Source organism: Pseudomonas sp. LD120 (assembly GCF_009861525.1).
Classification (GTDB): Bacteria; Pseudomonadota; Gammaproteobacteria; order Pseudomonadales; family Pseudomonadaceae; genus Aquipseudomonas.
The window spans coordinates 2,657,878-2,681,396 of record NZ_WVHL01000005.1 but is presented as its reverse complement, the minus strand read 5'-3'; the positions used below and the strand labels follow the sequence as shown (position 1 = coordinate 2,681,396).

Sequence of the window (23,519 nt, the reverse complement as noted above, 5' to 3'; positions counted from 1 at the left end):
ACTACCCCGCTCTTTCTTGCCCTTAGAAGAAGCCCAGGGGGTTGATGTCGTAGCTGACCAGCAGGTTCTTGGTCTGCTGGTAATGGTCGAGCATCATTTTGTGAGTCTCGCGACCCACGCCGGATTTCTTGTAGCCACCAAACGCGGCGTGCGCCGGGTACAGGTGATAGCAGTTGGTCCACACGCGGCCGGCCTGAATCGCCCGGCCCATGCGGTAGGCGCGGTTGATGTCGCGGGTCCACAGCCCGGCGCCCAGGCCGAACTCGCTGTCGTTGGCAATTGCCAGGGCTTCGGCTTCGTCCTTGAAGGTGGTCACGCCCACCACCGGGCCGAAGATCTCTTCCTGGAACACGCGCATCTTGTTGTGGCCCTTGAGCAGGGTCGGCTGGATGTAGTAACCGCTGGACAGGTCGCCGTCCAACAGCTCGGCTGCGCCACCGGTGAGCAACTCGGCGCCCTCCTCCTGGGCGATCTGCAGGTAGGAGAGGATCTTCTCGTACTGCTGCTGCGAGGCCTGGGCGCCGACCATGGTCTCGGTGTCCAGCGGGTTGCCGCGCTTGATCTTGACGATCTTCTTCATCACCTCGGCCATGAACGGCTCGTAGATCGACTCCTGCACCAGGGCGCGGGATGGGCAGGTGCACACTTCACCCTGGTTGAAGAACGCCAGCACCAGGCCCTCGGCGGCCTTTTCGATGAACTTGGGTTCGGCCTGCATGATGTCTTCGAAGAAGATGTTCGGCGACTTGCCGCCCAGCTCCACGGTGGACGGAATGATGTTCTCGGCGGCGCATTTCATGATGTGCGAGCCCACCGGGGTCGAGCCGGTGAAGGCAATCTTGGCGATGCGCTTGCTGGTGGCCAGGGCCTCGCCGGCTTCGCGGCCGAAACCCTGGACGATGTTCAGCACGCCGACTGGCAGCAGGTCGGCGATCAGCTCGGCAAAGACCATGATCGACAGCGGGGTCTGCTCGGCGGGCTTGAGCACCACGCAGTTGCCGGCGGCCAGAGCCGGGGCCAGCTTCCAGGCGGCCATTAGCAGGGGGAAGTTCCACGGGATGATCTGCCCGACCACGCCCAGGGGTTCGTGGAAATGGTAGGCGGTGGTCAGTTCGTTGATCTCCGCGGCGCCGCCTTCCTGGGCACGGATGCAACCGGCGAAGTAGCGGAAGTGGTCGGCGGCCAGGGGCACATCGGCGTTGAGGGTTTCGCGCACTGCCTTGCCGTTGTCCCAGGTTTCGCTGACCGCGAGGATCTCCAGGTTCTGCTCGATGCGATCGGCAATCTTCAACAGCACCCGCGAACGGTCCTGGACGCTGGTCTTGCCCCAGGCCTCGGCGGCGGCATGGGCGGCGTCCAGGGCCTTGTCGACATCGGCGGCGCTGGAACGGGGGAATTCGGCGATCACCTCACCGTTCACTGGCGAGGTGTTGGTGAAGTACTGACCTTGCACCGGCGGCACGAACTGGCCGCCGATGAAATTGCCGTAGCGTGGCTTGAAGGACACGACGGCGCCTGGGGTTCCGGGTTGTGCGTAGATCATGCTGAGCCTCTGCTGGTCGAGGCCTGTCCAACGACAGGCGATGGACCGATGGTAGAGAGCCTCGGGTGCCGGACGAATGCATCGTTGGCAGGGGGGCTCTCGTCATTTGGTCGTAGGTTGATTGCCCTGTGCGGGAGCCGGCTGGCCGACGAAGGTGCTCTTGCGGGCCTCTTCGCCAACAAGCGGGCTGCTACGGTCGGCAGGGATATCCCGGGGCTTTGTAGATACCGGCTTGCCGGCGAAAGCGGTCGTGCGGGCGCCTTCGCCAGCAAGCTGGCGCCTACGACTAGCGTTTGCTCACCAGGTCCTTGGGCAGCTTGAAGGTCCAGAGCATGCCGCCCTGGTTGAAGTCCTTGATCCGCTTGGCCACCTCACCGCCCCACAGCGGCACCGCGCCGCCCCAGCCGGACAGCACCGAGACGTATTGCTCGCCGTCCATTTCCCAGGTCACGGGCGAGCCCAGGACCCCGGAGCCGGTCTGGAACTCCCAGACCTTCTCGCCGGTCTTGGCGTTGAATGCCTGGAGGAAGCCCTCAGGCGTGCCGGTGAACACCAGGTTGCCCTTGGTGGTCAGTACCCCGCCCCACAGCGGCGCGAAGTTCTTGTGGCGCCAGACTTCCTTGCCGCTGATCGGGTCGATGGCCCGCAGCACGCCGATGTAGTCCTCGTTGAGCGGTTTGATGGTGAAGCCCGCGCCGAGGAACGCCGCGCCCTTCTTGTAGGCGATGCCTTCGTTCCAGATGTCCATGCCCCACTCGTTGGACGGCACATAGAACAGCCCGGTGTCGCGGTTGTAGGCCATGGGCATCCAGTTCTTGGCGCCGAGGAAGGCCGGGGCGACGAACACCGAAGAGCCCTTGGTCTCGCTGCCCGGGGCGCCGGGACGGCTGGCGTCGTTGTAGATCGGCCGGCCGTTCTTATCCAGGCCGGTGGCCCAGGTGATCTTGTCGACAAACGGGAAGCCGCGGATGAACTGGCCGTTGGTGCGATCGAGCACGTAGAAGAAGCCGTTGCGGTCGGCGGTGGCGGCGGCCTTGATCTCCTTGCCGCCCTCCTTGTAGTTGAAGGAGATCAGCTCGTTGACGCCGTCGAAGTCCCAGCCATCGTGGGGGGTGCTCTGGAAGTGCCACTTGATGGTGCCGTCGTCCGGGTTCAGGGCCAGGCGCGACGAGGAATACAGGTTGTCGCCAGGGCGCAGGTGGGAGTTCCACGGCGCCGGGTTGCCGGTGCCGAACAGCAGCAGGTTGGTTTCCGGGTCGTAGTAGCCGCCAAGCCACGGCGCCGCGCCGCCGGTCTTCCACAAGTCGCCGGGCCAGGTCTTGCCCGCCTCGCCGCCGGAAATACCGTTCTCGATGGCCTTGCCGTCCTTGTACACGTAGCCCATGTGGCCTTCCACGGTGGGACGCATCCACAGCAGCTCGCCGTTTTTCGGGTCGTAGGCCTGGATCTTGCCGACCACGCCGAACTCGCCGCCGGCGACCCCGGTGATCAGCTTGCCGTTGACGATCATCGGCGCCGCGCTGATGGAGTAGCCCTCTTTGTGGTCGGCGACCTTCTTGCTCCACACCACCTTGCCGGTGTCCTTGTTCAGGGCCACCAGCTTGGCGTCCAGGGTGCCGAAGAACACCAGGTCGCCATACAGTGCCACGCCCCGGTTGATCACGTCGCAGCACGGGCGGATGTCATCGGGCAGGCGCGCATCGTACTGCCAGAGCTTCTTGCCGGTGCGCGCGTCCACCGCGAACACCCGCGAGTAGGAACCGGTCATGTACATCACCCCGTCCTTGATCAGCGGCTGGGCCTGCTGGCCGCGCTGCTTCTCGCCGCCGAAGGAGAAAGCCCAGACCGGCCGCAGCTCCTTGACGTTATCGACGTTGAGCAGGTCCAGCGGGCTGTAGCGCTGGCCCTGGACACCCAAGCCGTTGGTGACGATCTGCTCAGGGTTCTTCGGGTCCTGGAGGATCTCTTCATCGGTGACGGCGGCCAGGGCCGCGCTGGACAGCAGCATGGCGCTGAGCACCAGGCTCACGGCGAAAAAGGGACGACGTGGGGGTTGGGTCATGACGGCTACCTCGGCGGTTATTGTTGTTCCCGGGAAATTTTCCCGGCCTGCCGGGAATTCTTGGTCCCGGCCTGCTTGCCAACAATTGCCCGCAGTGCGGAGTTTTCTAGTTCCTTGGTACAGGAAGGGCAGTGGCAAGCTTCAAGCAACAAGCAGGCACCATGCCCCCGTACCGTAGGAGCTGGCTGGCCAGCGAAGGGGCCCGCAAGATCGCCTTCGCCGGCCACCCGGCTCAAGGCTCCACGCGATGTACCTGCCTCCCGTAGCAACTGGCTGGCCAGCGAAGAGGCCCGCAAGACCGCCTTCGCCGGCCACCCGGTGCCTACAGGCCGTCAAGACGCTGCAGGCGCTGGCGCTCGTAACGCGGGTACAGGTGGCTGACGCTGCGGATCAACTCGTAGCGAGTCAGGCTGATGCCGGCAAAGCGCTCGGGGATCGGGCGGCGGATCATCTCCGCCATGTCGTCGCCCCGGGACGCGCCGTCGCGCATCAGCCCATCGAGCCAACTCAGGTAATCACGCATCTGGGCAAAGGGCCGGGCATCCGTCGCCAGCGGGCCGTGGCCGGGCACGATCTGCTTCCACGGCAGGGCCTGCAGGGTGTCCAGGTCCTTGAGCCAGACTCCGAGCCCCGGGCTGTTGGGGGTGGTCAGCGCGCGCTCGTAGAACACCAGGTCGCCGGCAAACAGCACTCCGGTGTTCTCATCGAGAATTGCCAGGTCGGCGCCGGTGTGCCCACTCAGGCTCAGCAGGCGCAAGCGATGCCCGCCCACCTCAAGAAGGCCGGGCTTTAGCTCCTGGGTCGGCAGCACCACCTCGGTGCCGCGCATCCAGTCGCCGACCATGCGGTACATGTTCTCGGCCATGGCGTCACCCTGCTGGCGCAGCAGGTCGGTGGTGCCGGCCAGGGCGCCGATGGGCACGTCACTGAAAGCCTGATTACCCAGCACATGGTCAGGGTGATGATGGGTCAGCAGCAGCTGGATCACTGGTTTGTCGGTGGTGGCGGCAATCGCGCGGCGCAAGGCTTCGCCGTAGCGTTTCGACGGCCCGCTGTCGATCACCAGCACCCCGCTGTTGGTGACGATGAACCCGCTGTTGACGATGTTGCCGCCATTGGCCTTGGCGAAGTTGTCGGTGCTGCCTTCCAGCAGCCAGGTGCCCGCGGCGATCTGCCGGGGCTTGAGTTGATAGTCCAGGTCGGCCCGGGCCGGCAGGCCCAGGCACAGCAGCAACAGCAGGATCCAACGCATGGCGCGCCTCGGCTCGGGTGGGTCAAAGGATGCGGTCAGGGCAGCTTGGCCTCGAACTGGTTGCCGCTGTTGTCGCGCAACAGCAAGCGGGTCTGCCCCGGCCCCTGGATATCGAACCCCAGGTTGGGGTTTTCACTGACCGCCGGGAACAGTTCGAGGCTGGCCAGGGGCTGATCGTTCTGGTCACGCAATTCGGCGTGGTTGAGAAAGAACTCGGGGATGCCGCTGACCAGACCGTTGTCCATCGGGTGGGACACTTGCAGGCGCAAGCGGCTGGCATCGCCGCGCGGGTAACGCCCGCCCAGCACCTCGCCCAGGTGCTCCTCCCAGCCGGGCTGGGTGCGCACCACACTGGGCGCGGTACAGCCACCGCCCGCGGCGTCGATCAGGGTCGAGCCCACGTGCCACAGGCCGTCGCGGGTCTGCACCGCGGCGCGCAGCGGCGTGGCCTGCTCGATGCGGATGCGGATCGACAGCCAGGGCAGCACCCGCTCCCCCGGCACGAAATCGACGATGCGCGGCAAGGGGTTGAGCTCGGCCCAGGCGAGGATGCGCACCACCTCGCCGGTGAAGGCCCGGGCGTCGATCTCCAGCGGCACCTGCCGCGCATCCTCGGCAAAGGGCGGCGCCAGCAGCTTGACCCGGTCATCAAAGACGAACGCGGCATCGCCCAGCAGTTGCTTGTGGTAAAAGGCCCACATCACCGAGGGCACGGGGTCCGCGCCCGGTTCCGGGTGCGCACCGGGATCAGCAGCCAGCGCCTGGGCCGCCAAGGGCAGCCAGCACGCCAACAGACAGGTCGCTCGCCAGTTCATCGCAGCTCCTATTGATACATCTCCGGCACGTCGTAACGCAGGCCGTAAGAAGCGTAGAGGGCCTGCAGCCGGCCGTCGCGGATCAGCCCTTCCAAGACCTCTTCCACCGCGTAAGCCAACTGGCGATTGCTTTCATGCACCGCCATGCCGATCTCCCACACCTGCTTGCCCATGTTCGGGTAAGCGTTTTCCGCCAGGGCCAGCTGCGGGTCGGCGGCCTGGTGCAACTGCCAGTCGACCTCGCCGCGCATGGCCATCACCGCGTCCACTTGCCCGGCCCGCAAGGCGCCGAAGGCCTGCGGCACACTGGGGTAATGATGGGTCTTGGCGCTGAGCATGCCGTTGAACACCGACGTCAGGTAGAACGACGGCACGCTGTCCACCTCGACCCCGATGGGGTGCTGCTGGAACACCGCGACACTGGCCACCGAATCCAGGCGCCGACGATCAAACGCCACCTGCCAGCGCTCCTCCTGATAGGGACCGAACATCACCACATGCGCGTTGGCCAGTTCCCCCAGTTCGTTGCGTTTCTGTGCGTAGCCGTGGTCGTAAGGCACACGCATCATCAGGTCGGCCAACTGCTGATGGCGCAGCTGACTGCCACGCCAAATGTAGTCTCGCAGGTCGTCGTCAAGCTTCTCTCCGGGCGGCGCCCAGATCAATTGCAGGCGCACGCCCAAGGCCTGGGCCAGGGCTTGCGCCAGCTCGACGTCGACGCCCCGGGGCTGGCCCTGGTCCTGGAAGCTGTAGGGGGCAAAATCCTGGTACACCGCCACCTTCAACTCACCGGAAGCAATCATCGCGTCATAGTTGCGCACGCCTGCCTGCGCCGCCGCGCAGCACAACCACAGGCCACACAAAAGCATCGCGAAGCGACCCATGGCGATCACTCCTCGACGTGCACGCTGTCCAGGTAGGTGCGCACCGCCCACAAGGCTTCCTGACTCAGGTAGTCGGCCATCTTCGGCATGTACACCCGGCCATCGCGCACCGCGCCATGGCGCACCCGCTCGACGAACCATTCATCACCGACCTCGCCGACTTCAAGCAGGCGCAGGTCCGGGGCGATCCCGCCGGACTTGGCTTCCAGGCCATGACAGGCGGCGCAGTTCTGGTTGTAGGCCGAAGCGCCGATTTCCACCGCCTTGTCGTGCTCGGGCGATGTGCGATACGGATTGGCCGTGGCCCAGCCGTCGTCATCCAGGGCGACGCCGGCATCCTTGACCGGGGTCAGGCCCTTGGTTTCCACCGCCTGGGGCACCACGTTGCCATGGGCCCATACAGCACCGGTGGCCAAGGCACCGGTCAGCAGCCCTACCGCGAGCAAGGCGTTGCGTTTTGTTGTCATTGTTATGCCCTCAAGATTGCACGCAAGACCTCGCTACAGAGGCCATACCACCATCTTAGGAACAGCCGGCGGGCGGCCGTATGCTGCTTTGGTGGTCGCGCCCTACTCCCTTGGTAGTAGGGCTTGTGGCGCGGTCCTAAATCAGGTGCCGCCCGGGAATTATTCCCGGCAAGGGCGGGACTTTTTCCGTATCTCAACACCCGCCCCGGGGCAGACCCTAGTCAGGCCAAAACCTCCACTGGGAACTGCAACCATGACAATAAGATCGCTACCCGCCCTCTCCCCCCTGAGCCTTGCCGTCCGGGCCCTGCTGCTGGCCACCAGCTTGTCCCTGGGCGCGGCGGCCACAGCGGCCACCGCCCCGGCGGCACCTGCCGGCAAGAACGTGACCTGGGAAGACATCGCCAACGACCACCTGACCACCCAGGACGTGCTGCAGTACGGCATGGGCACCAATGCCCAGCGCTGGAGCCCCCTGGCCCAGGTCAACGACCAGAACGTGTTCAAACTGACCCCGGCCTGGTCCTACTCCTTCGGCGACGAGAAGCAGCGCGGCCAGGAATCCCAGGCCATCGTCCGCGACGGCGTGGTCTACGTCACCGGTTCTTACTCGCGGGTGTTCGCCCTCGACGCCAAGACCGGCAAGCGCCTGTGGACCTACAGCCATCGCCTGCCGGACAACATTCGCCCGTGCTGCGACGTGGTCAACCGCGGCGCAGCGATCTACGGCGACAAAATCTACTTCGGCACCCTCGACGCCCGGGTCATCGCCCTCAACAAAAACACCGGCAAGGTGGTATGGAACAAGAAATTCGGCGACCACAGCGCCGGCTACACCATGACCGGCGCCCCGGTGCTGATCAAGGACAAGACCAGCGGCAAGGTGCTGCTGATCCACGGCAGCTCCGGCGATGAGTTCGGCGTGGTCGGCCAGCTGTTCGCCCGCGACCCGGACACCGGCGAAGAGGTATGGATGCGGCCCTTCGTCGAAGGCCACATGGGCCGCCTCAACGGCAAGGACAGCACCCCCACCGGCGACGTCAAGGCACCGTCCTGGCCTGACGACAAGACCACCGAAACCGGCAAGGTCGAAGCCTGGAGCCACGGCGGCGGCGCCCCTTGGCAGAGCGCCAGCTTCGATGCCGAAAGCAACACCATCATCGTCGGCGCCGGCAACCCCGGCCCGTGGAACACCTGGGCGCGGACCTCGAAAGACGGCAATCCCCACGACTACGACAGCCTCTACACCTCGGGCCAGGTCGGCGTCGACCCGAGCACCGGCGAAGTGAAATGGTTCTACCAGCACACGCCGAACGACGCCTGGGACTTCTCCGGCAACAACGAACTGGTGCTGTTCGACTACAAGGGCAAGGACGGCAAAGTGGTCAAGGCCACCGGCCACGCCGACCGCAACGGCTTCTTCTACGTGGTGGACCGCAACAACGGCAAACTGCAGAACGCCTTCCCCTTCGTCGACAACATCACCTGGGCCAGCCACATCGACCTCAAGACCGGGCGCCCCGTGGAAAACGCAGGCCAGCGTCCGGCCAAGCCGCTGCCGGGTGAAACCAAGGGCAAACCGGTGGAAGTCTCGCCGCCGTTCCTGGGAGGCAAGAACTGGAACCCCATGGCCTACAGCCAGGACACCGGCCTGTTCTACATCCCCGGCAACCAGTGGAAGGAGGAGTACTGGACCGAGGAAGTGAACTATAAGAAAGGCTCGGCGTACCTGGGGATGGGTTTCCGCATCAAGCGCATGTACGACGACCACGTCGGCACCCTGCGTGCCATGGACCCCACCACCGGCAAACTGGTGTGGGAACACAAGGAGCAACTGCCGCTGTGGGCCGGGGTCTTGGCGACCAAGGGCAACCTGGTGTTCACCGGCACCGGCGACGGCTTCTTCAAGGCCTTCGACGCCAAGACCGGCAAGGAGCTGTGGAAATTCCAGACCGGCAGCGGCATCGTCTCGCCGCCTATCACCTGGGAACAGGACGGCGAGCAATACATCGGCGTGACCGTGGGCTACGGCGGCGCGGTGCCGCTGTGGGGCGGCGACATGGCCGAGCTGACCAAGCCTGTGGCCCAAGGCGGTTCGTTCTGGGTCTTCAAAATCCCGAGCTGGGATAAGCAGACCGCCCAGCGCTGATCGAACTTCCCACTGCTGGCAAGGGATCAGGCTCCCGCTGGATCCCGCAGCGCCCCAAACCCGACCCACGCGCTAGCTCCGGCATAACGCGTGGGCCGGGCTCACTCCGGCAAGGTCCCGGGGCGCCGGCCGCTCAAGCAAAGCCCTCTCCCTCGCCACAGCCCCCTTCACTCCCGCCTGGAGAACCGCACCATGAACTACCTGCCCCTGGTCCTGCTGTTGAGCCTGTCCCCCGCCTTCGCGGTGAACGTCGACGACGACGGCAACGACGTCCCGCTGACCATCAACGGCTGCCTGATTGCCGAATCCAGCCAATGCCCCGGCGCCAACCTGCGCGGTGCCAACCTGGCCAACCAGGACCTGCGCAAGATGAACCTGGCCGGCGCCGACCTCTCCGGCGCCGACCTGCGCCATGCCCAGCTGGACCTGGCCAATTTGGAAAAAGCCCGCCTGCAAGGCGCCAACCTGACCCGCGCCAGCCTGCAACAAAGCAACCTGCGGTTGGCGGACTTCACCGACGCCAAGCTGATGGCGATTCAGGGCTGGGGCCTGTTTGCCCAGGGCGCGCAATTTAAGAACGCCAACCTCAGCGCGGCCTATCTGCAATTTGCCCGGCTGTCCGGCGCCAAACTGCACCAGGCCAACCTGCAAGCGGCGGATCTGGAGATGGCCTGGTTGAGCAAGGCGGATCTGCAAGGGGCCAATCTGAGCGAAGCCAATCTGCAAGAGGCCAAGTTCGGCGAGAGCAATCTGGCACGCGCCGATCTGCGCGGGGCGCGGCACCATTATGGGAATTTTCAGGATGCCAATATGGAGGGGTGTTTGGGGTGTCCGGGGACATGGGATAAGTGAGGGGACGGGGGGCATATCCGGTGCTGCGGGTGCGGCCGCTGGCGGTTTCGCTCTTACAGCGACTCACTTTTGAAGAGCGCAAAAGGTGAGCAAAACGCTCTGCCCCTCCACTCGGTGCCTCGCATAGCGAGGCATGCCCTCACTCCGGCATTGATCCGTGGGCCGCCGCCACCGGCCATCCATGGCCGGGTGGCGGCTAACCCGGCATCCTTGCCGGGTTACCCACGGATCAATGCCTGCGTTCGGCCATCGTGGTTAACGGGGCAAGCAGATCAAGATCAAAAGCCAGAGCAAGATCAAAATCTGACGGCGGCCTGCCGGCCGGCCTGTTTCATTGCCGTTCGCGTTAATGTAGCCGCTGCCGCAGGCTGCGAACGCTCTGGGCGGCACTCCGTCGCAGGAGACGCTAAACCTGCCTCCCCGATATTCCTGACATATCGCGTCGCCTGGTTTCGCAGCCTTCGGCAGCGGCTACAAAGAGCCGGCCTGCGCACCTTGGCTTTGGCTTTTGATCTTGATCTTGATCTTCCGGCCCCTTCCCAGCCGGCCGAGCGTAGGCATTGCGTAGGGGGCAGCTCGGCATGGATGCCGAAGCGAGGGAACACCGAGCCCTAGCGAGGGGCCCATGGAGGGGCAAGCGTTTTTGGTTCCTTTTTGCTGGGCCGGCACTCCGGCGTTTGTAAAAAGGGACTCGCCGTCAGGGCGAAACCCTAAGTGGCCGTTACCGCAGCAATGGATATGTACCCCGTGGCACAGCACCCTAAAGAAGAAACCGCCAGCAGCCACACCCACTGCAACGGATATACCCCCCTCACCACAAAAAGCCCCCAACATCCCCCACCACTACCGGAAAACACCTTCAGCCAACCACTCAGGAAAGTCCCGCATACCATGCAAAACCCGCCATACGTCGATGTGCTCATCGCGCTCAACGTAGAACACCAGATAGGGATAGCGCTTCAGCGGCCAGCAAAGCACCCCCGGCAGATCCAACTCGTGGGCGTAGCGAGACATACCCGAGGCCGGATGGCGGCCGATATGCACATAGGCCTTTTCCAGAGCATCGATAAAACCGAGCGCTGCCTGCTCGGCCTGTTGGTCAAGGTAGTAGTTGATAGCACCTTCCACATCCTGGCTGGCAAGGGCGCGTGGAATGACCGGCTTGGCTTTCATCCTCGCGCCTTGCGAACCCTGGCACGCAGGGATTCGAAATAGTCACCCTCTACAGCAGTGCCCGGCGCCGATTGAGCACCGGCCAACAACAGGCCACGCAGATGTTGCCGATCCTGATCCTTGCGAATCAACTCACGCACATATTCACTGCTGGTGCTGTAGCCACGCTGGCTGACTTGATCATCGACAAAGGACTTGAGAGCGTCCGGCAAGGAGATGTTCATAGTGCTCATGGTTTTGTCCGCTTTTGACAAAATTTGCCAAACTATACACCTCTCACCCCGCCACCCGCACCACCCCCATATCAATCCCCAAATGCACCAACTGCGCATGGGAGCTGACCTGCAACTTGCTCTTGAGCAAGGTCAAATGGTTGGACACCGTCTTGGCGCTGATGCACAGCTGCTCGGCAATCACCCGCGCCGGGGTGCCCTTGGCCAGCATCACGAAGATCTCCAGCTCGCGCTGGGTCATGCTCTGCAAGCGCGGGTCGCTGGCGTTCTGCGCCGGGGTGCAGGCCAGCTGCGTGGCCAGGGGCTGTTCGATGTAGGCGTGCCCGGCCAGCACGCGGTGCACCGCTTCGATCAGCACCTGGGGCGCGGAGTTCTTGGTCAGGTAACCCGAGGCACCCGCCTCCAGGGCCTGGCGCACCAAGGGCAGTTCGTCGTGCATGCTGAAGAACAGCACCCGCAGCTGCGGCAGGCGCTGGCGCAGGCGGCGGGTGGTCTCCAGGCCGCTGATGCCCGGCAGGCCGAAATCCATGATCACCAGGTTCGGCACTTCTTCGGCAACCCGGGTCAGGGCCTCTTCGCCGCTGGCCGCTTCGCGCACCTGCATCGCCGGCAGCACCGCGCGCAGCAGGCTGGCATAGCCCTGGCGGACCACGGCGTGGTCATCCACCAACAAGATGTTCATCAGGCCTCCATGGGCATGTTCAGGGGCATGTTCAAGGCCAGTGCCCAGCCGGCGCCGGGACGGCTGAGGATGTGCAGTTCGCCGCCCAGGCTGCGGGCGCGTTCGGCCATCGAGTGCAGGCCGACGCCGGGGCGCTGGGGCTGGCGCGCGCCGCAACCGTTGTCGCGCACCAGCAGGCGCAGGCCCCCGGCGCTGCGTTGCAGGCGCACCCGTACCTGGCTGGCATCGGCGTGCCGGGCGACATTGGTCAGCGCCTCTTGCAGCAGTCGGTAGAGGTGGGTCTTGCTCGCGTCGGGCAACGCCGGCAGGTCGGCGCCAACCCGTAACTGGCAGTCGATGCCGTGGCTGTCCTGCCATTGATTGACCAACAGGCCGAAAGCCTCCGACAGCGGCAAGTGCTGCAAGACCACCGGGTACAGGTCCTGCACCAGGGCGCGAAAGCCTTGCTGCAGGCGCTGGCAGTTGAGTTCCAGGGCCTGGGCCGTTTGCTCCACCAACGTGGGTTGCGCGGTCACCAGGCGCAGCAGGCAAACCTGGGCGCGGATGCCCGTCACGTATTGGCCCAGGTCGTCGTGCAGGGTCTGCGCCAAGTAGGTGCGCTCGCGCTCCTGCACCGCCAGCAGGGCCTGGGTCAGTTGCGCGTTGTCGGCGCGGGTCTGTTCCAGGGTCGCGGTCATGCGGTTGAAGTGTCCGGCCAGTTGTCGCGCTTCCGGCAAGCCGGCTTCGCTCAGGCGCACCGCCAGTTGCCCACCGGACACCTGCTGCAAGGCCTGCAACAAGCCATCCAGCAAGCCCATGCCGCGACGCACCGCCCAGCGAATCGTCAGCAAACTCAGGAGCAACGCCAGAGCGCACAGGCCCAGCAACTGTTGCAGGGAATCCCAGACTTCGTCGATTTCGTCCCGGGCATCGACGGCGATCAGCACCCGGCGCCCGTCGCTCAATTCCAACGCCCGGGCGCTGTGTTGGCGATCGCTGAACAACTGGCGCCCCAGCCACGCGTCCAGCCCGCGCTCCGCTGCCCACGGTGCCGCCTCGTTCGGCGCCAGCCAGTGCACCCGCACATGGCGCAGGCTCTGGGTCAGGCGCGGTTGCAGGCCCGCCGGGTTGCGCTCGGCGCTGTCGCTGAGGTAGTTCACCACCGCTTCGGCGGACTGCAATTCACGCTCGACATCGGCCACCGCCTGGTGCAGCAGCAAGCCGGCGCACGCCAGGGTCACCACGGCAAAGAACGCCGTCACCCACAGGTTGATCCGCCATAACGCCGACACGCCTAGCGCCCCGGAACCAGCGGCACCGGAGGCAAGACCGGATGCGGGCCATACAGGCGGTCAACGCCGATCAGGCTGAGGATCAGCAGCAAGGGCAGGAGCAGCACTTTGATGATGCGCATGGGCGTCTCTCTCAAGGTTCGGGCTCGGGGATCAGGCTCAGGGCTCGGGCCGGTTCAGGCCCGGGTCGGGGCCGCTGGGGCCATGCTAAGACCGCCGCGCCCGCGTCGGGTTACTACCTTGGTACTGCCCGAGCGGTACTTTCTGCATATTTCCCCGCCTCGGCACTGTTCCTATGCTGGCGCCACCTGCCGTGGAGTGCCTTATGCACAAGCCTGCCCTGCTTATCCCGACTTGCCTGCAGGCCCTGACCTGCCTGCTGGCCCTGGCCCTATTGCCCACCGCCCCCAGCACCGCGGCCGAGGAACCCTTGCAGGTGCGCATCGGCTACCTGGGCTATCGCCCCGATCCCGGCCCGCTGCTGTCCAACATCATCCCCGAGCCCGCCGACGCCGGGCTGCAAGGCGCCGAGTTGGCGATTGTCGACAGCAACAGCACCGGGCGCTTTCTCAAGCAGCAGTTCCAGCTCGACAGCGCCAGCGTCGACAGCCCCGCGGCGCTGCTGCAAGCCGCCAAGGCCCAGCATGACCAGGGCCTGCGGCTGTTCGTGGTGAATGCCCCGGCGGCCAGCCTGCGCGAGTTGTCCGCCGCCCTGCCCGACAGCCTCTTGTTCAACGCCGGCAGCCCCGACGATGCCCTGCGCAGCAGCCAGTGCCTGGGCAACGTGCTGCACAGCCTGCCGGGCCGGGCGATGCTGGCCGACGCCCTGGTGCAGTTCCTGGTGCTGCGCAAATGGCAGCGGGCCTTGCTCATCGTTGGCCAGACCGAGGATGACCGGGCCTACGCCGATGCCCTGCGCCGGGCCACCCAGCGCTTCGGCCTGAAAATCGTCGCCGAGAAAGCCTGGAGCTTCGACAACGACCAGCGCCGCAGCGCCCAGGCCGACATGCCGCTGTTCACCCAGACTGCCGAATACGACGTGGTGCTGGTGGCCGACGAGCGCGGCGATTTCGGCGAATACCTGCCCTACCAGACCTGGTTCCCGCGCCCGGTGGCCGGCACCCAGGGCCTGACCCCCACCGGCTGGCACAAGAGCGTCGAGACCTTCGGCGCCGCGCAGTTGCAAAAGCGCTTCGAAGCCCAGGCCGGGCGCTGGATGAACGACCGCGACTTCGCCGCCTGGATGGCCGTGCGCAGCGTCGCCAGCGCCGTGAGCAAACTGCGCCAGGCCGACCCTCGAGCCCTGCAGACGCTGCTGCTCAGCGACCAGTTGCCCCTGGACGGGTTCAAGGGCCGCAAGCTCAGCTACCGGCCGTGGAACGGCGAACTGCGCCAGCCGATTCCCCTGGTGCAGCCCCGGGCCCTGGTCAGCACCTCGCCCCAGGACGGCTTCCTGCACCCCTTCAACGAAATGGACAGCCTGGGCTACGACCGCCCCGAAGTGACCTGCCGCTACCCCTGAATCCCATAACCACAACAACAAGGAATCCGCCATGCGCCGCCCTCTTCTCTGCCGCTCCGCCCTGTGCGCGGGCCTGCTGCTCGCCGCCGGGCACGCCATGGCCGCCACGGCCTGGGTCTCCAACGAAAAGGACAACAGCCTGAGCTTGATCGACCTGCAGACCCTGGAAGTCACCGCGACCCTGCCGGTGGGCCAGCGCCCGCGCGGGCTGCTGCTGTCCCATGACAACAAGCTGCTGTACATCTGCGCCAGCGATTCGGACCGGGTCCAGGTGATGGACGTGGCGACCCGCACGATCATCAAGGAGCTGCCGTCCGGCAAGGACCCCGAGCAGTTCGCCCTGCACCCCAACAACCGATGGCTGTACGTGTCCAACGAGGACGATGCGCTGGTCACCGTAATCGACACCGAGACCGCCAAGGTCCTCGGCCAGATCGACGTCGGGGTCGAGCCCGAAGGCATGGCGGTGAGCCCCGACGGCCAGTGGGCGGTGAACACCAGCGAAACCACCAACATGCTGCACTGGATCGACACCCGCACCCAGACCCTGGCCGACAGCACCCTGGTGGACCAGCGCCCGCGCTTCGTCGAGTTCAACCAAGACGGCTCAAGGCTTTGGGCCTCGGCGGAAATCGGCGGCACCGTGACCATCCTCGACGTGGCCACGCGCCAAGTGCTCAAGACCCTGACCTTCAAGATCAAGGGCGTGCACCCGGACAAGGTGCAGCCGGTGGGCATCAAACTCAGCGCCGACGGCAAGTACGCCTTCGTCGCCCTGGGCCCGGCCAACCACGTGGCGGTGATCGACGCCAAGACCTTCGAGATCCTCGACTACCTGCTGGTGGGGCGGCGGGTCTGGCAGTTGGCATTCACCCCGGACCAGAGCCAGTTGCTGGCCACCAACGGGGTCAGCGGCGATGTCTCGGTGATCGACGTGAACAGCCTCAAGGTGCTCAAGTCGGTGAAGGTCGGGCGCTATCCCTGGGGCGTGGTGGTCACCCCATGAACGCTCTGGACGTCAGTCAGCTGAGCTTCGCCTACGGCCCGCGCCAGGCCCTCGATCAGGTCAGCCTGAGCCTGGCCCCCGGGCGCTTCGCCGCGCTGTTGGGCCCCAACGGCGCCGGCAAGTCGACCCTGATCGCCCTGCTCACAAGGCTCTACGATGTGCAACAGGGCGACATCCGCGTTGGCGGCTGCTCGCTGCGCAACGCTGCCCGCGCCGCCCTGCGCCAGCTCGGCGTGGTGTTCCAGCAAAGCACCCTGGACCTGGACCTGAGCGTCGAGCAGAACCTGCACTACCACGCCGCGCTGCACGGCTTGTCGCGGCGCCAGGGGCAGGCGCGAATCGACGCCGAACTGGCGCGCCAGGGCTTGAGCGAGCGGCGCCGGGACAGCGTGCGCGCCCTCAATGGCGGCCACCGCCGACGGGTGGAAATCGCCCGCGCCCTGCTGCACGAACCGCGCCTGCTGCTGCTCGACGAAGCCAGCGCCGGCCTCGACCCGGCCAGCCGCCTGGCGCTCAACCGGCACATTCGCCAGCTGTGCCAGGAACAGCGCCTGAGCGTGCTCTGGACCACCCACCTGCTGGACGAAGTGCAGGCCGACGACCAGTTACTGATCCTGCATCAGGGGCGCCTGGTGGCCAGTGGCGTGGCCGGCACCATCAGCCAGCAACAGGGCGGCGACCTGAGCGCGGCCTTCGCCCGCCTGACCCAGAATCCCCAGCCACGCCCGGCCCCGATCGGAGAACCGCTCGCATGAACGCCTACTGGCAGTGCCTGCGCGGCATCGTGCTGCGCGAATGGCTGCGCTTCGTGCTGCAGCGCACGCGCTTTCTCAGCGCCCTGGTACGCCCGCTGCTGTGGCTACTGGTATTCGCCGCCGGCTTTCGCGCGGCCCTGGGCATCGCCATCATCGAGCCCTACAGCACCTACATTCCCTACGAGGTCTACATCGTCCCGGGGCTGGCCTGCATGATCCTGCTGTTCAACGGCATGCAGGGTTCGCTGTCGATGGTCTACGACCGGGAAATGGGCAGCATGCGCGTGCTGCTCACCAGCCCCCTGCCCCGGGCCTTCCTGCTCGCCAGCAAGCTGTTGGCCACCTCATTGATCTCACTGCTGCAGGTCTATGCCTTCCTCACGGTGGCCTGGCTGTATGGCGTGCAACCGCCGGCCATGGGCCTGCTGGCCGCGCTGCCGGCGCTGCTGCTGGTGGCGCTGATGCTCAGCGCGCTGGGGCTGCTGCTGTCCAACGCCATCCGCCAGCTGGAGAACTTTGCCGGGGTGATGAACTTCGTGATCTTCCCGTTGTTCTTTTTGTCCTCGGCGCTGTACCCGCTGTGGAAGATGCTCGAAGCCAGCCCCTGGCTGTACTGGCTGTGCGCCCTCAACCCCTTCACCCACGCCGTGGAGCTGGTGCGCTTTGCCCTGTATCAACGCCTCAACCTGCTGGCCCTGGCCGTGTGCCTGGGCCTGACCCTGGTGTTCTCCGTGCTGGCGGTGCTGACCTTCAACCCGCAGCACGCCGCCCTGCGCAAAAGCACCGCCTAGGTTTCCCCGGATAAAGAGCCTCTGTAGCCGCTGCCGAGCCTTGGGCGGGGCTGCGACAAGGGCCGCAGGCCTTCCAGCGACCTGAAGGCCCGCGTATTCATCACAACCAACGCCATGGCGGTGCATCGACGCCCGTGGATTGTCCTGATGGACCGCGCCGACAGGTCTGGCGTCTCCTGCGGAGCCGGGCGCAGCCTGCGGCAGCGGCTACAGACAAGTGCGAGAGCCTCGCCCAGCCAAAACCTACGACTTTGGTACTGCTTTTGCTGTCGATGGTCGCATTCACAAATGCCATCGCCCTGGCATGTAATGGGCGCATAACAAGAAGGACAACCCCCTTATGCCCCGTGCCCTGCAGACCCTGGCCCTGCTCTCGCTGAGCCTGACCCTGGGAATGGCCCACGCCGAGACTCCGCTGTTTTCCGCCGACGGCTATCGCACCCGCCTCTACCGCAGCCCGACACCCACGCAGGTAGAGGCCGCGCAGATCATCGACACCCAAGGCTTGCAGGCCCTGCTCCAGACGCAACCCAAACCCCTGCTGATCGACGTCTACCGCCGGCAATGGCTGCAAGGCCGCTTCATCGCCAGCGAGCCCCACGCCAACCTGCCCGGCAGCCACTGGCTGGCCAATACCGGCGATGGCGAACTGAGCCCGCAGTGGCAACGCTACTTCAGTCACTACCTGCAACAGCTCAGTGCCGGTGACCGGCAACAACCGCTGGTCTTTTATTGCCGCGCCGATTGCTGGCTGAGCTGGAACGCGGTAAAACGCGCCGCGGCCTTGGGCTATAAAACTATCTATTGGTATCGCGACGGCCTGGACGCTTGGGAGGCGGCAGGGTTGCCGGTGGTGGCGGCCCAGCCGGAAGCCTTTCCCTGAACGCCAGTAGAGCCCCCGCACAATCACAATAACGAGGTGAAAGGCCATGTATAAAATTCTGATAGCCGACGATCACCCACTGTTTCGCGAAGCCATCCACAACGTCATCAGCGACGGATTTCCCGGCAGTGAGGTGATGGAAACCGCCGACCTGGACAGCGCCCTGGCCCTGACCCAGGAGCACGACGATCTGGACCTGATCCTGCTCGACCTGAACATGCCCGGTATGCACGGCCTCAACGGCCTGATCACCCTGCGCAACGAAGCGCCGACCATTCCGGTGGTGATCGTCTCCGCCGAGCAGGACAAGCAGATCGTGCTCCAGGCCATCACCTACGGCGCCGTGGGCTTCATCACCAAATCCTCGGCGCGCTCGCAGATGACCGAGGCCATCGAACAGATCCTCAACGGCAACGTGTACCTGCCGCCGGACATCATCCGCACCCAGAAAAGCCAGCCGGGGCGGCGCAGCAGCGAAACCCCGAGCTTCCCCCCGGAACTGCTCCAGGCCCTGACCCGCAAACAGCTCCTGGTGCTGGAACGCATGACCAAGGGCGAATCCAACAAGCAGATCGCCTACACCCTGGACATTGCCGAAACCACCGTGAAAGCCCACGTCTCGGCGATTTTGCGCAAGCTCAACGTGCACAACCGGGTGCAAGCGATCCTGAGTGCCGGGGATATCGACTTCGGCGCCTACCTGCGCCGCTAACCCTCTGTAGCCGCTGCCGAGCCTTTGGCGAGGCTGCGACAAGGGCCGAAGGCCCTTCCAGCGGTCCGAAGACCGGCGCATTCATTGCGACCAACGCCAGGGCGCTGAATCGAACTACGCGAGTTGTTCTGGTAGACCGCGCTGCCAGGGTTGGCGTCTCCTGCGCAGCCTGCGGCAGCGGCTACACGAAGCCTTCAGCGCCCGCCCTGCAATTCCTGTAGCCGCTGCCGAGCCTTCGGCGAGGCTGCGACAAGGGTCGAAGGCCCTTCCAGTGATCCGAAGACCGGCGCATTCATTGCGACCAACGCCAGGGCGCTGAATCGAACTACGCGAGTTGTTCTGATAGACCGCGCTGCCAGGGTTGGCGTCTCCTGCGCAGCCTGCGGCAGTGGCTACACGGGGGGCATCAGCAGGTGGCTGATGGCGGTCTTGAGTTTCATCGGCCGCACCGGTTTGTGCATCAGGGTGTGGCCCAGCTGCCGCAGTTGCTGTTTGAGCTCGTTGCTGTAGTTGGCGGTGATCATCATCGCCGGGAGCGCCAGGGCGCGCCGGGCGTTGATCCGCGCTACCGCATCGATGCCGTTCTGTTGCTGGTCCAGGTGGTAGTCGGCAATCAGCAGGTCGGCCTCGGCGCGGTAGTCGTCGACCTGGCGCGCCAGGTCTTCTTCGGACAAGGCGGTGATCACCTGGCAGCCCCAGCCTTCGAGCAGGGTGCGCATGCCGGCGCAGATCGCCGCGTCGTTATCCAGCACCCAAATCCGCGCGCCGTGCAAACGTTCCAGCAAAGCGTCACCCAGTTCCAGGCGCGGTGCCGGCAAGGGTGCGCTGGCGCTGATCGGCACCTGCACGCTGAACACCGAACCGCGCCCCGGCCAGGAGCGCACGCCGATGCGGTGGCCGAGGATCCCGGCAATCTTCTCGACGATGGCCAGCCCCAGGCCCAGGCCGCGATCCTGGTCCGGGCGCTGTTCTTCACCACGTTTGAACTCCTGGAAGATTTCCTCCAGGCGTTCGGCGGCGATGCCCATGCCGCTGTCCCAGACTTCGATCGACAGCCAGTGCCCCTGGCGCCGGCAGCCCAGCACCACGCGGCCCTGGCGGGTGTAGCGGATGGCGTTGCTCAACAGGTTGCGCAGGATCCGCGCCAGCAGCTGGATGTCGCTGCGCACCAGGGCCGAGCAGGCCACAAAGTGCAGTTCCAGGCCCTCGCTGCGGGCCACTTGGGCGTACTCGGCGGCGAGGTTTTCCAGCAGCTCGCTCAAGGCAAAGGGCGCGATATCGGCCTTGATCACCCCGGCGTCGAGCTTGGAAATGTCCACCAGGGTGCCCAGCAGGTTTTCCACGTCTTCCAGGGAGTTGCTGACATTGCGCACCAGGGCGCTGCTGGCCTGGGGGTCGCGACGCTCCAGCAAGGCGCTGGTGAACAGCCGCGCGGCGTTCAGGGGTTGCAGCAGGTCATGGCTGACCGCGGCGAGGAACTTGGTCTTCGACAGGTTGGCCCGTTCGGCCTCGGCCTTGGCCTCGCGCAGCCGCGATTCGACCCGGCTGCGCTCTTCGATCTCGCGCAGCAGTTGCTGGTTGAGGGTGGTCAGTTCGGCGGTGCGTTCGCGCACCCGCAGCTCCAGGTTCTGGTAGGCCTGATGCAAGGCCTCGGCAGTGCGCCGGCGCTCGGTGATGTCGCGGATCAGCACGAAGATCCCCACCACTTCGCCATTGGCCAGGCGGTTGGGCACGTAGGAGCGCAGCATGTAGCGCTCCTGGTTGTTGATGTTGGTTTCGGCGAATTCGAAGGTCACGCTCTCCCCGGCCAGGGCCCGTTCCACATAGCTTTCCAGGCGCCGGTAGTGCTGTTCGCTGTGCACCTCGCGCAGGCTCTGGCCAAGCATCACGCCGCGCGGCCAGCAGTACCATTCCTCGTAGACCTTGTTGGTGAACTCGTACACCAGATCGGCATTCAGGTAGGCGATCAGTGCCGGCACATGGTCGGTGATCAGGCGGATCCAGCGCTCGCTTTCGCTCAGGGCCTCAGCGTGCTGGTAACGCTCGGTGATGTCGGTGAAGGTATTGACGAAGCCGCCGGTGGGCAGCGGATGGGTGCGAATCTCCAACACCCGGCCGTCGCTCAAACGCTGCTCGCATTCATGGATCACCCGGCCATTGAAGTCGCGGCTGGCGGGGGTCAGCAGGCTCAGCTCGCTGTCGCCGATGACCTCGGCAAACAAGCGGTGCGCGGCCACCGGGGCCAGCCCGCTGAGCTCCAGAAAGCGCCGGTTCCACAGTTCGAGAATGCCCTCGGCGCTGACCATGGCCACGCCCTGGGACAGGTTGTCCACCGCCCGTTGCAGCAGGTGGGACTTTTGCGCCACCGCCTGTTCCCGACGCAGGGTTTCGCTGTGCTTGACCTCGGTGATGTCGGTGAACAGGATCACCCGCCCGCCTTCCCGGGTCGGCCGTTCGCTGACCTGCAACCAGCGGCCATTGTGCAGGCGATACAGCGGTTGTTCGTCGCTGGCGCTGCGCGGCTCTTCGCTGAACAATCCGGTGCTGGTCATCAGCCGGCGCACTTCCGAGAGGCGCATGCCGGCCATGATCCGCACCCGGCTGTGGCGCCAGAAGGCGCGGAAGCGGCTATTGAACAGGACGATGCGCTGCTCCTGGTCGAACAGTACAAAGGCGTCGGAAATGCTTTCGATGGCGTCGATCAGGTGCTGGTGGGCCGTCTCGGCCCGCAGCCGCGCTTCGCTGAGCAAATGGTTGCCGGCCTTGAGCTCGGCCATGGCCTGGTTCAGCGCGTCGGTGCGTTCGCGCACCTGCTCGGCCAGCACCACCGAATGTTGGAACGCCGCGTAAGGGTCGTTGCCCCGGGTGGCGCCGGATTCGACCCGCTCGATCAGCGCCTCGTTGATCCGCCGCAGCTTGCGGTTCTCGCGCTGCAGGCAGTCGAGCTGCGCTTGCAGCTCAGCGGCGGGCCGGAGTTCGACTGCGGGCAATGGCGACCCCGGTGAAGGTCTGGTTGATGTGCATGCCATTGAACTGTTCTCCGTAGGTGTTGAAACCCATCACCCGTTGTTCCCGCAAAAAGGCGCCGATCTGCTCCAGGCTGCCGCGATCCTCCAGCTCCAGGCGGCGCAGGAAGCAGTCGCAACCGATGGTCAGCAACAGCCCGCCCAGGCGCTGCTGCAAGCCGTCGAACAGCTGTTGCAGGTTGGGCAGCAAGGGGCCGGGGGTCATGGCGGTGAGGACGATGCCGTTCTCCACCGCGCAATAAAAACTCAGGCTCAGGTCCGGGTGCACCTGCTGCACCGCACGCACGTAGTAATGCTGATTGATCCGCACCGCCAGCGGGTGGGCGGCGAACACCCGGTGGTCGAGCTGATCCAGGGGCACGCCGATCAGCCGCGCGTACTCCTCGGCGGCCGGTTCGGCGTTCAGTTCATAGACCCGGCGCAAGGCGCTGTCGGCGCCGGTGACCACCAGCTTTTCTTCCCGGGGCAGGATGTGGTGAGTGGTGAACACCTCGAAATCCAGCCAGGTGTTGACCAGCACCACCACCGCCGCGCCGCTGTGGAACTCGCCGCCAAAGTACACGTGGGTGTGGGTCAGGTAATTGTCATCGCCGGCCGAACCGCCGAAATGGGGAATGTCCCCCAGGGCCGCGCTGAGGGCGGCCAGCACCATTTCTTCGCGGCTCGACAAACCGTCCAGCAAGGTCAGGGCGAAGCTGTTGCCCTTGATCGGCGCCAGGGTGTTGCTGCGGCAATCCCCCACCAGGCGTTCGACCATCTGCTGGGCGTCGATCAGGCTGAAGTGCTCCATCTGATCGATCAGTTCGGCGGCGATGGAAAAGTGCCGGTGATCGAAACCGATGGCGGTCACGCAATTGCGCCCGTAGCCCAACGGGGTGATTTCCCCGGCGCTGGTGCAGCCCACCAGGGGGATGCCGCCAAAACTCTGCTGCAAGGCCGGGCCCAGGGTCTGCAGGGGGTATTCGGCGGAACAGAAGAACAGCACGAAGCCCAGGTGCGGATGCAGCAACTGGCTGGCCAAATCCTGTGCCACCTGCTGCGGATCGACCGCCTGGGACATGGCACTGACCACGCCCTCGCTCTGGGCTTGCTGCATCGTCGCCTCCGGCGCGGGTTGTCTGAGCACTGAGTGTACGAAGCCGGCCCCGGGGCACGAATGCTACTTGGGTAGCGGGTAGCCGGTTCCATGGGCGTAGGTGCTGGCTTGCCAGCGAAGGCGTCGGCCGGGCCGGGGCAAGGCTGCGGGCCGCTTCGCCGAACAAGCCGGCTCCTACAGGGAAGGCGCCAATGCGGAAAATAGGCCGGGAATGCGGCGCGCCACCTCCGTAGGCGCTGGCTTGCCAGCGAAAGCGTCGGCCGGTTTGGTGCAAGGCTGGCGGGCCTATTTGCCGGCAAGCCGGCTCCTACGGGGAAGGCGCCGTTGCGGAAAATAGGCGGGGAA

The 23,519-nt window shown here is 65.4% G+C and carries 20 protein-coding genes; 8 read left to right on the top strand and 12 right to left on the bottom strand.

The annotated features are described in order from the left end of the window. Nucleotides 1-22: 22 nt before the first annotated feature. The 6 genes from PLD_RS26700 to pedF form a co-directional block, all read right to left on the bottom strand. Nucleotides 23-1,543, bottom strand: coding sequence for an aldehyde dehydrogenase family protein (locus PLD_RS26700; protein WP_159897661.1), 1,521 nt, complete (start codon nt 1,541-1,543; stop codon nt 23-25). A 286-nt stretch (nt 1,544-1,829) separates the two neighbouring features. Beyond that, nucleotides 1,830-3,605: a PQQ-dependent alcohol dehydrogenase PedH gene (gene pedH, locus PLD_RS26695; protein ID WP_159897660.1), complete on the bottom strand. Its 1,776-nt coding sequence runs from the start codon at nt 3,603-3,605 to the stop codon at nt 1,830-1,832. A 322-nt stretch (nt 3,606-3,927) separates the two neighbouring features. Then, entirely contained in the window at nt 3,928-4,857 is a 930-nt protein-coding gene (locus PLD_RS26690) for a quinoprotein relay system zinc metallohydrolase 1 (protein WP_159897659.1), read from the bottom strand. Between the two features lie 35 nt (nt 4,858-4,892). Then, entirely contained in the window at nt 4,893-5,672 is a 780-nt protein-coding gene (locus tag PLD_RS26685) for a quinoprotein dehydrogenase-associated SoxYZ-like carrier (RefSeq protein WP_159897658.1), read from the bottom strand. 8 nt (nt 5,673-5,680) lie between these two features. Beyond that, on the bottom strand, nt 5,681-6,556 hold the full coding sequence (locus tag PLD_RS26680) for an ABC transporter substrate-binding protein (protein ID WP_159897657.1): 876 nt from the start codon (nt 6,554-6,556) through the stop codon (nt 5,681-5,683). A gap of 5 nt (nt 6,557-6,561) precedes the next feature. After that, a complete protein-coding gene (gene pedF / locus PLD_RS26675; protein ID WP_159897656.1) occupies nt 6,562-7,023 on the bottom strand; it encodes a cytochrome c-550 PedF in 462 nt (153 codons plus the stop codon). Between the two features lie 253 nt (nt 7,024-7,276). Between pedF and exaA the strand changes: the two genes are divergently transcribed. After that, nucleotides 7,277-9,172 (top strand): quinoprotein ethanol dehydrogenase, encoded by a 1,896-nt coding sequence (gene exaA / locus PLD_RS26670; protein ID WP_159897655.1) that lies wholly within the window; start codon nt 7,277-7,279, stop codon nt 9,170-9,172. A gap of 192 nt (nt 9,173-9,364) precedes the next feature. Continuing rightward, nucleotides 9,365-10,024: a pentapeptide repeat-containing protein gene (locus tag PLD_RS26665; protein WP_159897654.1), complete on the top strand. Its 660-nt coding sequence runs from the start codon at nt 9,365-9,367 to the stop codon at nt 10,022-10,024. Between the two features lie 843 nt (nt 10,025-10,867). Here PLD_RS26665 and PLD_RS26660 read toward each other — a convergent pair. The 4 genes from PLD_RS26660 to PLD_RS26645 are packed head-to-tail and all read right to left on the bottom strand — an operon-like array spanning nt 10,868 to nt 13,383. Continuing rightward, entirely contained in the window at nt 10,868-11,197 is a 330-nt protein-coding gene (locus PLD_RS26660; protein ID WP_159897653.1) for a type II toxin-antitoxin system RelE/ParE family toxin, read from the bottom strand. Further along, nucleotides 11,194-11,430 carry a type II toxin-antitoxin system ParD family antitoxin gene (locus PLD_RS26655; RefSeq protein ID WP_159897652.1) on the bottom strand — a complete coding sequence of 79 codons (237 nt, stop codon included), beginning with the start codon at nt 11,428-11,430 and terminating at the stop codon, nt 11,194-11,196. Before PLD_RS26655 ends, PLD_RS26660 begins: the two co-directional genes overlap by 4 nt. 43 nt (nt 11,431-11,473) lie before the next feature. Then, nucleotides 11,474-12,112 carry a response regulator transcription factor gene (locus PLD_RS26650; RefSeq protein WP_159897651.1) on the bottom strand — a complete coding sequence of 213 codons (639 nt, stop codon included), beginning with the start codon at nt 12,110-12,112 and terminating at the stop codon, nt 11,474-11,476. Beyond that, complete coding sequence (locus tag PLD_RS26645) at nt 12,112-13,383, bottom strand: HAMP domain-containing sensor histidine kinase (RefSeq protein ID WP_159897650.1); 1,272 nt, start codon at nt 13,381-13,383, stop codon at nt 12,112-12,114. Before PLD_RS26645 ends, PLD_RS26650 begins: the two co-directional genes overlap by 1 nt. A 325-nt stretch (nt 13,384-13,708) precedes the next feature. On the opposite strand from PLD_RS26645, the gene PLD_RS26640 reads away from it, so the two are divergent. The 6 genes from PLD_RS26640 (at nt 13,709) to PLD_RS26615 (ending at nt 19,052) form a co-directional block, all read left to right on the top strand. Next, nucleotides 13,709-14,905 carry an ABC transporter substrate-binding protein gene (locus PLD_RS26640; RefSeq protein WP_159897649.1) on the top strand — a complete coding sequence of 399 codons (1,197 nt, stop codon included), beginning with the start codon at nt 13,709-13,711 and terminating at the stop codon, nt 14,903-14,905. 31 nt (nt 14,906-14,936) lie between these two features. Further along, nucleotides 14,937-15,911 (top strand): YVTN family beta-propeller repeat protein, encoded by a 975-nt coding sequence (locus PLD_RS26635; RefSeq protein ID WP_159897648.1) that lies wholly within the window; start codon nt 14,937-14,939, stop codon nt 15,909-15,911. Beyond that, entirely contained in the window at nt 15,908-16,666 is a 759-nt protein-coding gene (locus PLD_RS26630) for an ABC transporter ATP-binding protein (RefSeq protein WP_159897647.1), read from the top strand. Before PLD_RS26635 ends, PLD_RS26630 begins: the two co-directional genes overlap by 4 nt. Further along, a complete protein-coding gene (locus PLD_RS26625; RefSeq protein ID WP_159897646.1) occupies nt 16,663-17,457 on the top strand; it encodes an ABC transporter permease in 795 nt (264 codons plus the stop codon). Before PLD_RS26630 ends, PLD_RS26625 begins: the two co-directional genes overlap by 4 nt. A 340-nt stretch (nt 17,458-17,797) precedes the next feature. Further along, nucleotides 17,798-18,340, top strand: a complete 543-nt coding sequence (locus PLD_RS26620) for a PQQ-dependent catabolism-associated CXXCW motif protein (RefSeq protein ID WP_159897645.1) — start codon at nt 17,798-17,800, stop codon at nt 18,338-18,340. A 46-nt stretch (nt 18,341-18,386) separates the two neighbouring features. Then, on the top strand, nt 18,387-19,052 hold the full coding sequence (locus PLD_RS26615; protein WP_011060504.1) for a response regulator transcription factor: 666 nt from the start codon (nt 18,387-18,389) through the stop codon (nt 19,050-19,052). 392 nt (nt 19,053-19,444) lie between these two features. On the opposite strand, the gene nahK is transcribed toward PLD_RS26615, so the two are convergent. Both nahK and nosP read right to left on the bottom strand, forming a co-directional pair. Continuing rightward, nucleotides 19,445-22,081, bottom strand: a complete 2,637-nt coding sequence (gene nahK / locus PLD_RS26610) for a hybrid sensor histidine kinase/response regulator NahK/ErcS' (RefSeq protein ID WP_159897644.1) — start codon at nt 22,079-22,081, stop codon at nt 19,445-19,447. Further along, complete coding sequence (gene nosP / locus PLD_RS26605) at nt 22,011-23,174, bottom strand: nitric oxide-sensing protein NosP (protein WP_159897643.1); 1,164 nt, start codon at nt 23,172-23,174, stop codon at nt 22,011-22,013. Before nosP ends, nahK begins: the two co-directional genes overlap by 71 nt. Between the last annotated feature and the right edge of the window lie 345 nt (nt 23,175-23,519).

Excerpts from the sequence above, each read along its gene's own strand:
- PLD_RS26660 (WP_159897653.1), bottom strand. The coding sequence starts at position 11,197 with ATGAAAGCCAAGCCGGTCATTCCACGCGCCCTTGCCAGCCAGGATGTG.
- exaA (WP_159897655.1), top strand. The coding sequence starts at position 7,277 with ATGACAATAAGATCGCTACCCGCCCTCTCCCCCCTGAGCCTTGCCGTC.
- PLD_RS26700 (WP_159897661.1), bottom strand. The coding sequence starts at position 1,543 with ATGATCTACGCACAACCCGGAACCCCAGGCGCCGTCGTGTCCTTCAAG.
- PLD_RS26625 (WP_159897646.1), top strand. The coding sequence starts at position 16,663 with ATGAACGCCTACTGGCAGTGCCTGCGCGGCATCGTGCTGCGCGAATGG.
- nosP (WP_159897643.1), bottom strand. The coding sequence starts at position 23,174 with ATGCAGCAAGCCCAGAGCGAGGGCGTGGTCAGTGCCATGTCCCAGGCG.
- pedF (WP_159897656.1), bottom strand. The coding sequence starts at position 7,023 with ATGACAACAAAACGCAACGCCTTGCTCGCGGTAGGGCTGCTGACCGGT.
- PLD_RS26680 (WP_159897657.1), bottom strand. The coding sequence starts at position 6,556 with ATGGGTCGCTTCGCGATGCTTTTGTGTGGCCTGTGGTTGTGCTGCGCG.
- PLD_RS26635 (WP_159897648.1), top strand. The coding sequence starts at position 14,937 with ATGCGCCGCCCTCTTCTCTGCCGCTCCGCCCTGTGCGCGGGCCTGCTG.
- pedH (WP_159897660.1), bottom strand. The coding sequence starts at position 3,605 with ATGACCCAACCCCCACGTCGTCCCTTTTTCGCCGTGAGCCTGGTGCTC.
- PLD_RS26690 (WP_159897659.1), bottom strand. The coding sequence starts at position 4,857 with ATGCGTTGGATCCTGCTGTTGCTGCTGTGCCTGGGCCTGCCGGCCCGG.
- PLD_RS26655 (WP_159897652.1), bottom strand. The coding sequence starts at position 11,430 with ATGAGCACTATGAACATCTCCTTGCCGGACGCTCTCAAGTCCTTTGTC.
- PLD_RS26615 (WP_011060504.1), top strand. The coding sequence starts at position 18,387 with ATGTATAAAATTCTGATAGCCGACGATCACCCACTGTTTCGCGAAGCC.
- nahK (WP_159897644.1), bottom strand. The coding sequence starts at position 22,081 with ATGGCATGCACATCAACCAGACCTTCACCGGGGTCGCCATTGCCCGCA.
- PLD_RS26640 (WP_159897649.1), top strand. The coding sequence starts at position 13,709 with ATGCACAAGCCTGCCCTGCTTATCCCGACTTGCCTGCAGGCCCTGACC.
- PLD_RS26650 (WP_159897651.1), bottom strand. The coding sequence starts at position 12,112 with ATGAACATCTTGTTGGTGGATGACCACGCCGTGGTCCGCCAGGGCTAT.
- PLD_RS26620 (WP_159897645.1), top strand. The coding sequence starts at position 17,798 with ATGCCCCGTGCCCTGCAGACCCTGGCCCTGCTCTCGCTGAGCCTGACC.
- PLD_RS26630 (WP_159897647.1), top strand. The coding sequence starts at position 15,908 with ATGAACGCTCTGGACGTCAGTCAGCTGAGCTTCGCCTACGGCCCGCGC.
- PLD_RS26665 (WP_159897654.1), top strand. The coding sequence starts at position 9,365 with ATGAACTACCTGCCCCTGGTCCTGCTGTTGAGCCTGTCCCCCGCCTTC.
- PLD_RS26685 (WP_159897658.1), bottom strand. The coding sequence starts at position 5,672 with ATGAACTGGCGAGCGACCTGTCTGTTGGCGTGCTGGCTGCCCTTGGCG.